Origin of the sequence: Henriciella sp. (genome assembly GCF_049649345.1) — a bacterium.
Classification (GTDB): Bacteria; Pseudomonadota; Alphaproteobacteria; order Caulobacterales; family Hyphomonadaceae; genus Henriciella.
Genome location: NZ_JBARZC010000008.1, coordinates 1 through 11815 on the forward strand (window position 1 = coordinate 1; position 11815 = coordinate 11815).

An 11815-nucleotide genomic window follows, 5' to 3' on the forward strand; every position below is an offset into this window, starting at 1 on the left:
CAAGCGAGGCGATGCCTTCGCCGACGACTGAATGACAGCCTGTGCAGGATAGGGCGAGGGCCGCGGCCTGGCTGAGGTCAACCGGAGCGGCGGCGTCGCTATCGCCGGTCTCATCAGGGGCGCCGACTGGTGAGCAGGCGCAGAGAAGTAGGCCGGCAGCGAGGCCGGCAACAGCCTGCCGCGCCGCCCGCATCATCATGCATCCCTCAGCGACTGATCCTTCACCGGCATCTGACGGATGCGCTTGCCGGTTGCCGCGTAGATTGCGTTAAGGACGGCAGGCGCTGCCACGGCGATGGTCGGCTCGCCAACCCCGCCCCAGAAGCCGCCAGACGGCATGACGATCGTCTCGACCTCCGGCATCTGGGCGATGCGCATGGAGTCGTACGTGTCAAAATTGCGCTGCTGGGTCTCGCCATTCTCGAAGGTGATTTCCTGGTACAGCGCGCCTGAAAGGCCATAGACGAAGGAGCCTGCAATCTGCGCGTCGATCTGCTGCGGGTTGACCGCAAAGCCGGGGTCTGTTGCCGCGACGATGCGGTGGATCTTGAGGTCGCCTTCATCGCTGACGGTGACTTCCGCACAGGCGGCTGTGTAGCTGCCAAAGGAATAGAAGGCGCAAAGCCCGCGCGATTTGCCATCCTCATTGCCCCAGCCGGACTTGTCGGCCACGGCCTGCAGCACAGCCGCTATTTCGGGGCTGTCGCCCATATAGTCGAGACGAAACTCCAGCGGATCCCGGCCCGCCGCATGAGCGAGCTCGTCCATGAAGCATTCAAGATAGATGGCGTTCGGGTTGGCATTCACCCCGCGCCAGAAGCCGGGCCGCACGGGCGGGTTGCGCATGGCGTGGTCGAATTTGAGCGCCGGGAAAGTGTATTTCAGCGTCTGGTCTTCGGCACGTTCGTCGACGCCCGAGGGCAGAAGGCCCTGAAAGGCGAACATGTCCGCGCCGTCTGACAGCGCCTGCGGCATCAGGCCTGCGAGAATGGACTGTCCGGATATGCGGATCTTGATGCCGGTGAGGTTTCCATCCGCATCGAGCGCGCCCTCGCAGCGCGCCTTGGTGATCGGATGGTGGAAGCCGTGCTGCATGTCTTCTTCGCGCGACCAGCTAAGCTTGACGGGCGTGCCCGGCATTTCCTTGGCAATCTGGACCACCTGGCTGACATAATCGCTCATGCCGCGCCGGCCGAACCCGCCACCGAGAAGCTGTTTGTAGACATCGCACTGTTCGATCGGCAGGCCTGCAGCTTCCGCAGTGGCCGCAAGCGCAGCCTCGCCGTTCTGCGTCGGGCACCAGACTTCGCATTTGTCCTCGGTCCAGACCGCCGTCGCCGTCATCGGCTCCATACAGGCATGGTTCTGAAGCGGCACGCCATATTGCGCCTCGACGATTTGGGCGGCATTCTCGAAGGCGGCATCGACGTCGCCTTTCTGGTTGCCGACATAGGCCTCGTCTGCGGTCAGGCCTTCCTCGAGGTCGGCTTCGAAGGCGGCGCTTGAAAAGTCAGAGCCCTCGCCCGGCGTCCACTCGATCGGAAGCGCATCGAGCGCTGTCTTGGCCTGCCACCAATAGTCAGCGACCACAGCAACGCCCGGAAACTGGCCATCGACCTGGATCACCTTCTTCACGCCCGGCATCGATGTCACGGCATCGGCATCGAAGGAGGCGAGTGTGCCGCCGCGCATCGGCGCCTGCTTGATGGCGGCGTTCACCATGCCGTCCATCTTGAGGTCCGACCCGTAGAGCTGCTTGCCGGTGACCTTGTCGGCTGTGTCGAGCCGCATCTTCGGCTGGCCGGCAATCGTCCATTCGGACGGGTCCTTCAGCGGGATGTCTGCAGGCGGGGTAATATTGGCTGCGTCGTCGGCGACCGCGCCATAGGTCAGCGTGTCGCCAGACGGCCCATGCGAAATGACGCCCTTTTCGACGCTGCACTCGCTGACAGGGACGCCCCAGCGCGAAGCCGCTGCCTGAACGAGCATCATGCGCGCCGCTGCGCCGCCTTCGCGGACATATTGCTGGCTGTTGCGGATGCCGCGCGAGCCGCCTGTTGCAAAATCCTTCCAGACCCGGTCGCGCGCGAGGTTTTCGCCGGGGGTCGGGTATTCTGTGGTGACCTTGTCCCAGTCGCATTCGAGTTCTTCAGCGACCAGCTGGGCGAGGCCTGTCAGCGTGCCCTGGCCCATTTCAGACCGGGCAATCCGGATCGTGACCGTGTCGTCCGTATCGATGTGGACCCACGCATTCACCTCTGGTGGCGGCTCTGCATTCGCGTCGACGAGGTCGTCCAGCACCTCTGCCGTTTCACCGGCCGGGGGCGCGCAGGAGGCGAGAATGCCGATGGTCAGGCCTGTCGCCCCGGTGCCGATGATGAAATTGCGGCGGGAAAGTTTGATCGTGTCAGCCATGGTCTTTCCCCTCAAGCTTTCTTCGTCTTGGCAAGGTGGATGCCCTTGCGCACGCGGGCGAACGTGCCGCACCGGCAGATATTGGTGATCTGCTGGTCGATATCCTCGTCGCTCGCATCCGGCGTCGAGTTCAGCATGCCGGCGACCGACATGATCATGCCGGGCTGGCAGTAGCCGCACTGGGGAATGTCGAGCTCGACCCAGGCCTGCTGGACCGGGTGGCTGCCATCTTCCGAGAGGCCTTCAATCGTCGTGATCTCTTCTTCGCCTGACAGCGCGCCGACGGGATAGGTGCACGAGCGGACCGGCTGGCCGTCGACATGGACGGTACAGGCTCCGCACTGGGCCACCCCGCAGCCATATTTGGTGCCGGTCAGCCCCAGATGTTCACGCAATACCCAGAGGAGCGGCGTCGTCTCGTCCGCGTCCACTGTTACCGTTTTTCCGTTGACCTTGATATCTGCCATGGGGACGATCCTCCTCCTGCCATGTTCCAGCGCTCCGTTTCATCCCGCTCTTGCGCGCAACGAAGCCTGCCCTTCGGAGTTAACTCTAGTGTGCTGCAACAGGGCTGACCAGACATTCGGGAAAATTCTCTTGAGACGCGAAATGAAAACCGCCGCCGGAAATCAGGCGGCTGGCTCGCGACCAGATGGAAATGGCCGAGAGCAGGCCGGAACGCTCCGCCTGGTGGCGTTCCTGCCGGCTGTTGCATTCACGGGCGCTTTGATGGCGACGCCCTGTTTACAGCTGCGCGGTTTGACTCCGCCCCTCAGGTGTCTAGGTTCAGCCTCAATATGACCGTGCCGCCGAGCTGTGTTTTCCAAAAAACGACCCGGGCAAGTCATCGCCTGCAGATCGCCAGTCCCCTAAGACTGTTCTGACTGTAGCCGCGAGGCATCCCGGCTGAGTCCGGCGCACACCCAAATCACTTAATCGAATGACCCCCCTGGAGGTTCAATGACAGACTACAATCCCGACAAAGGCTATATCGCGCTTCTTGGCTGGAGCCTTAACGCCATCGACGCAATGGAGAAATTCGACAGGCGTTACATCGTCGTCGCGCCGAGCTGGGCGAAGGAATATGCCGACAAGAACGATATCCCCTTCATGTCGTGGAATTTCGAGCGGCTGAACGAGAACTCCTTCGAGATCGCGCAGCTGCTGAAAGAGGAAGGCGTCGATGTCGCCGTGCCGCTGTATGAGGAGACGGTCGAATGGGCCGGCGCCGTCAATGCGGTCCTGCTCGACAATCCGCGCCTTCTCGGACAGTCAATGCTGTTCCGCGACAAGTCGCTGATGAAGCGCCGCGCCCAGCTTGGCGGCATCCGTGTCGGCATCTTCGAGGAAGCCCATGACCGGGGCGATGTCGAACGCTTCCTGAAGCGCGTGAACCAGACGCTGCTGAAGCAGGAAGGCGACGAGAACGACCCGATCCACATCAAGGCCTTTGATCTGGCCGGTTGTATGGGCCACCGCGTGGTGCGCAATGTCGAGGATGTCAGCGAGATCCCGGACAGCGATTTTCCGGTTCTGATGGAAAGCCATCTGGACGGCTGGGAATATGCCGCCGAAGCGTGGATCCATGATGGCAAGATCCGCTTCCTGAATATCTCCGAATATGTCCGTCTCGGCTATTCGGTCTTCGTCCCGGCAAGCCCCGAACTGGAGGCGATGCGCGAGAAAGTGAAGGCGGAGATCGAGAAACTCATCAAGACGTTCGACATCAAGTTCGGCTTCATCCACCCGGAATATTTCATCGGGCCGGACGATGTCATGTATTTCGGCGAGGTCGCTTACCGTCCGCCAGGCTTCAAGGTGTTCGAGCTGCTGGAGCGCGTCTACGGCTTCAACGCCTATCAGGGCATGGTCATGATGTTCGATCCGAAGACGACCGAAGAAGAGATCGAAGCCTTCTTCCCGACCCCGGTCGAGGATGCGAATGGCTATGCTGGCTGCTTCGGCGTCTATCCGCGTAACCGCGTGGTCTCGCGGCTGGAGATCCCGAAAGAGACGGAAAATCATCCTTACTTCGACTGGCATGAGCTTGGCGAGCCGATGGAGACCAAGGTGTCGAAACGCTCGGCCTTTGGAACCCATTGGGGCCTTGTCTATTTCCACGGCGAGGACGGGATCACCATGCGCGACCTGTTGAAAGAACAGGAAGAGCTCGATTTTTACGTCTAGCCGCTTTGCCCGTGTGGTCAGTTCGGCCCGGCTTGGCTAGCATTTGAGACGAGTGGAATCACGAAAGAGGCGTTTGCCGTGAGCCAGACGACTGCCTTCCAGGCTGAACAGAGCCCAGACCCGGCCATGCTGAAACGGCTGGATGGCGCGATTGTGCGGCTCGCCAATACGAGTGAGAAGCTCAAGGTGAGAGCCCAGGGCCCGCTGATCGAACAGGCCGAGCGGGTCCTGCTTCAGCCGGGCGGGATCGAGGCCTGTCTCGCGCGTATCGAGGCGATCGACAAGGCCGGCGTTTTCGTCGGCACGGACTGGGACAATCCCGGCCAGCTGCAACCCGTTCTGGTGCGTCACACGCTGGAATCAGCGAATGCTGGCGCGCTTGTCCTGGAAACGCTGAGCGAACTTCGCTTTCTTGCGATTGCGAGCGGCAAGTACGTCCATCCGGACATTTCCGCCGATGACGCCTACAGCTTTCTGGCGCAGGTGCTTGGCAATAATCTCGAGCGCCTGTTCCGCGCCGATACAGAAGTCGCCCGGCGTCTCAATCCGGCCTGGGCCTCGGCCATTGCCAGGCTGTTTGACCGGATCGTCGAGGAGATCGGCTATGGCCGTATCTTCGACGCGGTCATTGCAGAGATCTGGCGTATTCTTGACCAGAGGCCGATCCAGACAGACCGGATCAAGGCCATGGTCGCGCAGCTCTCGGTCTGGTCGGGGGAAGGCTCAAGCGAGACATCTTCGTCCGGCTGGGGCGCAGACCGGTTGATCAGCGCGCTTTTCGGGCCGACCAATGTCTGCCGCGAGGATCCTGGCATTGAGGCTTATGCAGACAGTCTGAGGACACTCGACGACAAGACGCTCGCCCAGGAGGCTGCAGGCATGGCCCGGGCGATGTATGATACCGGCCTTGTCTCCGCCTATCATGCCAGCCTGATCAACTATCTCATGGAGGCCCATCGCGATCTGCTTCCAGATTGTCTTGGACTGTCATCGACGGGGCGCGAAAGCTATGTCTCCAATACTCGGCTGGTCCATGCGCTGATTGAGCGTGCCATCCATGCCGAAACGGCGCAGGCGATATACGGGCTCTCCCAACTCCTCGAGCGCGGTATTCTTCATCTGCCGACGGTCGCGCCCGCTCTCTGGCGCCAGCTCCACCTGAAACTCGCCCTGGCGCCGCGCCAGCAGCTCCTGGCGAATTTCGGGCCGCGTCCGGCCCCTGAAGACCGGTTGCTTGCCGGTGTCATCAGCGTGCTCGGCCAGCCCCTCGGCGTCGGACAGGGCAACAATCCGACCTGCCAGGCTGCCCGCGCGATCGCCATGTGGTCGCAGGTCAGCCCCGATGTCCTGTTGCACCTGACCGCGCACGCCGCGCGCGACGATGAAATCCAGATCCAGTTCGAGGGGCAGACGATCTCTTCGAGTGGCCTGACCGCAGGTCTCGTTCAGGGCGGTCTGGTCGATGTTGATCCGGTCTCGGCTGTGCTCGTCCCGCATCTCGACAGGGTCTATATGGAGATGGGCCGGTACTGCGCCGGGCGCGCCGGCGACCCGCACCAGTGGATCAATCCGGAGATGCATGGCTGGTGGGTCGGGCGCGAGTTCCATATCGCCGTCGACGTGCCGACCGGCAAGCTGGTCGATCCGGACGGGTTCATCCGCCGTTTCTACAGCGCTTTCCACCCCGGCTATAATGGCGATCAGCCGCTGATCCATCCAAGCCCTGCCGGTCTTGCCGTGACAGACAGCTCAGCCCGTTTTGTCGGCTGGCATGCCATCGCCATCATGCGCGTCGCCGAGGACCCGTCGGGCGAGATGCGCGTCTATTTCTTCAATCCCAATAATGATAGCGGCCAGGACTGGGGCAATGGGATTGTGGTGTCGACAAGCGGGTATGGCGAGTTTCATGGCGAGTCCTCGGTCCCCATCGGCGATTTTGCCTCCCGGCTCTATATCTTCCACGCAGATCCCCTTGGGCGGGACGCGTACGACACCGTGCCGCAAGACGAAGTCGATGCGATCAAGACCCAGATTATGGAAAGCTGGGGCAGCGACCGGGTTTGATCAGGGCCGGGCTTGCTCCGGCATGCAGACAATTTCGGTAGCGCATATCTCCCCAAATCTGGGGAAATCAGCGAGTCATTTCAGTCTTTTAGACTCTCGGCCATTGACTCTTTTGCGTGAGAACAAATAATGAACAAATGGCCTTGCAGACAGTCTCATCCGCCTCGGTTTTCAGGTTCGGCAGCGCGCCCGAAAGGCGCCCGGCCTCGTTTCCGCTCGGGCTCGGCGCAAGCGGTGTGCATGAGGTGTGTGAGGCCGACTTTGGCGGGTTTGCCGCACTGACAGGCTTTGCGCTTGCCGCCGCAAGGCCTGGGCGGGGCGCTGTCATCTGGATCAGGGCGCGCACGCTCGGCCTCAATCATGGCGGCCTGCTCGAAACCGGCCTGGAACGGCTTTGCGGCAAGCAGAAACACTTCCTCCATGTCGAGACGCGACGGCCACCAGATGCGCTCTGGGCAACCGAGGAAGCGGTCTGTTCGCGCGCGGCCAGCCTTGTTGTCTGCGAGCTCACGGACATGGATTTTACCGCGAGCCGGCGCCTGACACTGGCGTCCGGCCGGGCCGGCACACCGGTCATCCTGCTCATGCCGCACACAAGAGAAGGGGCGAGCGCCTCTGCCGCGCGCTGGCGGGTTTCGCCCTCACCCTCTTCTCCCAACCGCTATGACGCTCGCGCACCGGGCGCGCCGCGCTGGCAGGCCGTGCTCGAACGCTCGCGCCAGGCGCCGCACATGGCGGGCAAGAGTTTTCAGCTGGAACTTGATGATGAAACGCTATCTCTCCCTGTGGTTTCCGGACTGGCCCCTCACACGGCTGCGCCGCGCGCGCTTCCGCCGCAAGACAGACCGGAAATCGGAACCGCTTTCAGGAAAACAGGCTGAGGCGCCCCCTGCCTTTATCCTCACCGAAAGCGGCCCCTCCGGCCTCCTCGTAGCGGCGGCCAATGAGACCGCCATCTCGCTCGGCGTGCGCGCGGGCCTCGGCTTTACCGATGCAAAGGCGCGCGCTCCGCATCTCATCTCGGAAGACATCGACCGCAAGGCTGACCGGGAGGCGCTCGACCGTCTCGCCCACTGGATGATCCGCTTTACCCCGCTCGTCGCGCTCGACGGCGAAGATGCGCTGCTGCTTGAGACGACAGGCTGCGACCATCTGCATGGCGGCGAGCGAGAGATGCTGGACGCGATCAGCGCGCTTCTCGATGAGAACAGGATTGCCCATCAGGCCGGCCTGGCCAGCACACCGGGCGCCGCGATCGCGCTTGCCCGCGCCGTGCCTGGCACCATTCTGGAAGACGGCGAGGAAGAGGCCGGCCTTGCAGACCTGCCTGTCTCTGCGCTGAGGCTGTCGGCGCAGGCGGTGCTGTTGCTCAAACGCTTCGGCCTCACACGCATTGGCCAGCTTTACGGCATAGACCGCAAGGCGCTCGCCCGCCGTTTCCAGTCGCGCGCCGAGGCTGACAGGACGCTGCTGCGCCTCGATCAAGCGCTGGGCCTGCGCCATGAGCCGGTTGATCCTTTACGGCCCGTGCCGGCAAAGACGGCGCGCTTCAAGTGCCCCGAGCCGATCTGCACGCGTGAGGCGATCCGCTTCGGCCTTGAAAAGCTGACAGCCGAGCTTTGCGAGGACCTCACCGCCTTCGGCCAGGGCGCGCGAGGCTTTGCACTGCACGCCTTCCGCGCCGACGGGACGCAGGACATGGTCGAGGCCCGCATGGCCCGTCCGGTGCGCACCCCGCGCCACATATTGCGGCTCTTCGATGAGCAGATCGACCGGATCGATCCGGGGTTCGGGATCGACCTTCTCCTGCTCGAAGCCTATCGCACAGGTCCGATGGAGATGAGCGCGGCGGCGCTGTCTGGCGATCTGGCCGCAAGCGATCATGATGATGTCGCGCTCTCGGCGCTGGCTGACCGTATCACCGCCAAACTTGGCGCAGGCTCTGTCCGCACCATCCAGCGCCATGAAAGCCATATTCCCGAACGGGCCGAGCGCTCTGCCAGCTTCGAAGGCGACATGCCTGCGCCGGGGCCGCGCTCCCCCCAGGCCGGCCCGCGCCCGGTTCGCATCTTCGCTCATCCTGAACGCGTGAAAGTACTGGCTGAAGTCCCCGATGGCCCGCCGCTCCAGTTCATCTGGCGCAAGGTGACCCGCCGGGTCTCGCGCGCCGACGGGCCGGAACGGATCAGCCCGGAATGGTGGACGCATACTGCCCCGCCGCCGCCTGCCACCAGCCCTGAAGGGGCGGCGCGCAAATGGCTCAATCCGAAGCTCGACAAGCGCGCCGATCATGATCTCATTGCCGAGGCCCGCCGCGCCATCGAAGCGGGCGAAGCCGGCGAACCGGTCAAACTCCTCCCCCGCGCGCGGGACTATTACCGTGTCGAGGATGAGGCGGGCCAGCGCTACTGGCTGTTCCGCGACGGGCTTTATGATGATGGCCGCGGCACGGCGCCTGACTGGTATGTGCATGGGCTTTTCGCATGAGCGATTACGCCGAACTTGCCGTCACCACGAATTTCTCTTTCCTGCGCGGCGCGAGCCATGCCGAAGAGCTTGTGGTCCAGGCCGCCCACCTTGGCCTGTCCGCGATTGGTGTGGCCGACCGTAATACGCTGGCAGGCGTGGTGCGCGCGCATATCGCGGCGAAGGAGCATGTGCTGCGCCTGCTCGTCGGGGCACGGCTGGTCACGACCGATGGGTTCGAGCTCATCACCTATCCGCAGGACCGCGCCGCCTATGGCCGGCTTTCAAGCCTGCTGTCTGATGGAAAGCTCAGGGCCGAAAAGGGCGAGTGCCATATCACGCTCGATGACATCATCGCGCATGCGGAAGGGCAGATCTTCATCGCCATGCCGCCCGTCCGGCCGGACGAGGGGTTCAGGGCGCGGCTCGAACAGCTGAAACAGCTCTGGGGTAACCGGCTATATCTTGCCGCGCGCCATGGTTTTGAAGGCACCAACCGGGAAAGGATTGCCCGGCTGGTTGATCTTGGCATCCGCGCTGGCGGGGTGCCCGTCGTGGCGGTGAATGATGTGCTCTATCATGCGCCAGAGCGCCGCCCGCTTCAGGATGTCGTCACCTGCATTCGCGAGCATTGCACAATCAGCGAGGCGGGCTTCCGCCTCGAAGCGAATGGCGAACGCCACCTCAAGCCGCCCGAAGAAATGGCGCGCCTGTTCAGGGGCTTTGAGCCGGCCCTTCGCCGTACGCTCGACATCATGGAGCGCTGCAGCTTCTCTCTGGATGAGCTTGCCTATGAATATCCGGACGAGCCTGTGCCGCCCGGAAAGACGCCGCAGCAGCATATCGAGGCGCTTGCCTGGGCGGGCGCAGACTGGCGCTATCCAGACGGCGTTCCGGACAAGGTGCGCAAGGCCATCACCAAGGAGCTCACCCTGATCGGCGAGCTCAATTACGCGCCTTACTTCATCACCGTGCATGACATTGTCGACTGGGCCCGGCGCCAGGATATTCTCTGCCAGGGGCGCGGCTCTGCGGCCAATTCGGCGGTCTGTTACTGCCTCGGCATTACAAGCGTCGACCCGACGATCACAGACCTTCTCTTCGAGCGCTTCCTGTCAAAGGAGCGCAAGGAGCCGCCAGATATCGATGTCGATTTCGAACATGAGCGGCGCGAGGAAGTCATCCAGTATGTTTACCGTCGCTATGGCCGCCACAAGGCCGCGCTGACCGCCACTGTCATCTCCTACCGCCCGCGCTCAGCCGTGCGCGAAGTGTGCAAGGCGCTGGGCCTGTCTGAAGATATTGCCGCCGCGCTGGCCGGCACGGTCTGGGGCAGTTTCGGTTCCGACATCGATGCCCGCCAGATCAGCCAGGCCGGCCTCGACCCGGCCAATCCCACTGTGCGCCGCGCCATCATCCTGACCCGCCAGCTGATCGGCTGTCCGCGCCATCTCTCCCAGCATGTCGGCGGCTTCGTGCTGACGCGCGGGCCCCTGACAGAGACCGTGCCGATCGGCAATGCCGCCATGGACGAACGCACCTTCATCGAATGGGACAAGGATGACATTGCCGCGCTGGGCATCATGAAAGTGGATGTGCTGGCGCTCGGCATGCTGACCTGCATCCGCAAGGCCTTTGACCTCCTGAAGCTCCACAAGGGGCTCGACTATGATCTAGCCACCGTCCCGGCCGAGGATGAGGCGACTTATGACATGTTGTGCAAAGGTGACAGCCTTGGCGTCTTCCAGGTCGAGAGCCGGGCGCAGATGAACATGCTGCCGCGGCTACGCCCGCGCGTCTTCTATGATCTGGTCATCGAGGTCGCGATCGTCCGCCCTGGCCCGATCCAGGGCGATATGGTCCATCCCTATCTCCGGCGCCGCAAGGGCATCGAGAAAGTGACTTATCCCTCGCCTGCACCTGAATATGGCCCGGCCGATGAGTTGGAAATCATCCTGAAACGGACCAATGGCGTCCCGCTCTTCCAGGAACAGGCGATGCAGATCGCCATGGATGCGGCTTGTTTTACCCCGGATGAGGCGAATGGCCTGCGCCGCGCCATGGCGACGTTCAGGAAAGTCGGGACGATCCATAATTATCAGGAGATGATGGTCGAGCGCATGGTCGCACGCGGCTATGAACGCGCCTTTGCCCAGCGCTGTTTCGACCAGGTGAAGGGCTTTGGCGAATATGGCTTTCCCGAAAGCCATGCGGCGTCATTCGCGCTGCTCGTCTATGTCTCTTCCTGGCTGAAATGCCACCATCCGGATGTCTTCTGCGCCGCGCTCCTGAACAGCCAGCCCATGGGATTCTATGCTCCGGCGCAGATTGTCCGCGACGCGATCGAACATGGCGTCGAGATCCGCCCCGTCGATGTGAACCTGTCGGACTGGGATAATATATTGGAGCCCTCGGGGCTTTGTGCTCGGGGCTGTTCACCGCCTGAAGGCGGCGGCCCCTGCGCCTGCGCGCTTGCTTGTGAGGGGGATGATCTCGGCAGTAGCAGTGCGGCCGCTTTTCCTCCCCCGCTCCTCTCTGTCCGTCTTGGCTTCCGCCAGGTGGATGGGCTGCGCGAGGATGAGATGGAGGCGCTGATGCAGGCGCGCTGCGGCGGCTTTGACCAGGCCGAAGACATTCGCCGCCGCGCCGGGATTACGCGCCGCGCCATGGAGCAGCTTGCCGC

The 11815-nt window shown here is 63.0% G+C and carries 8 protein-coding genes; 5 read left to right on the top strand and 3 right to left on the bottom strand.

The features are described from left to right. The 3 genes from WA989_RS00160 to WA989_RS00170 form a co-directional block, all read right to left on the bottom strand. Positions 1-199 (bottom strand): hypothetical protein (locus tag WA989_RS00160; protein WP_424338508.1); only part of this gene is annotated, 199 nt, incomplete at its 3' end. Continuing rightward, on the bottom strand, positions 196-2415 hold the full coding sequence (locus WA989_RS00165; protein WP_424338509.1) for a molybdopterin cofactor-binding domain-containing protein: 2220 nt from the start codon (positions 2413-2415) through the stop codon (positions 196-198). The genes WA989_RS00165 and WA989_RS00160, both read right to left, overlap by 4 nt. 11 nt (positions 2416-2426) lie before the next feature. Further along, on the bottom strand, positions 2427-2882 hold the full coding sequence (locus WA989_RS00170) for a (2Fe-2S)-binding protein (protein ID WP_424338510.1): 456 nt from the start codon (positions 2880-2882) through the stop codon (positions 2427-2429). Positions 2883-3375: 493 nt separating this feature from the next. Here WA989_RS00170 and WA989_RS00175 point away from each other — a divergent pair, with 493 nt between their 5' ends. The 5 genes from WA989_RS00175 to WA989_RS00195 all read left to right on the top strand — a co-directional run. Then, on the top strand, positions 3376-4602 hold the full coding sequence (locus WA989_RS00175; protein ID WP_424338511.1) for an ATP-grasp domain-containing protein: 1227 nt from the start codon (positions 3376-3378) through the stop codon (positions 4600-4602). A gap of 78 nt (positions 4603-4680) precedes the next feature. Beyond that, positions 4681-6666: a hypothetical protein gene (locus WA989_RS00180; protein WP_424338512.1), complete on the top strand. Its 1986-nt coding sequence runs from the start codon at positions 4681-4683 to the stop codon at positions 6664-6666. Between the two features lie 137 nt (positions 6667-6803). After that, positions 6804-7547 carry an ImuA family protein gene (locus WA989_RS00185; protein WP_424338513.1) on the top strand — a complete coding sequence of 248 codons (744 nt, stop codon included), beginning with the start codon at positions 6804-6806 and terminating at the stop codon, positions 7545-7547. Continuing rightward, positions 7432-9153 (top strand): Y-family DNA polymerase, encoded by a 1722-nt coding sequence (locus tag WA989_RS00190; protein ID WP_424338514.1) that lies wholly within the window; start codon positions 7432-7434, stop codon positions 9151-9153. The genes WA989_RS00185 and WA989_RS00190 overlap by 116 nt, the downstream gene beginning before the upstream one ends. Then, positions 9150-11815, top strand: a 2666-nt coding sequence (locus tag WA989_RS00195; protein WP_424338515.1) for an error-prone DNA polymerase, incomplete at its 3' end; no start/stop codon positions are given. The genes WA989_RS00190 and WA989_RS00195, both read left to right, overlap by 4 nt.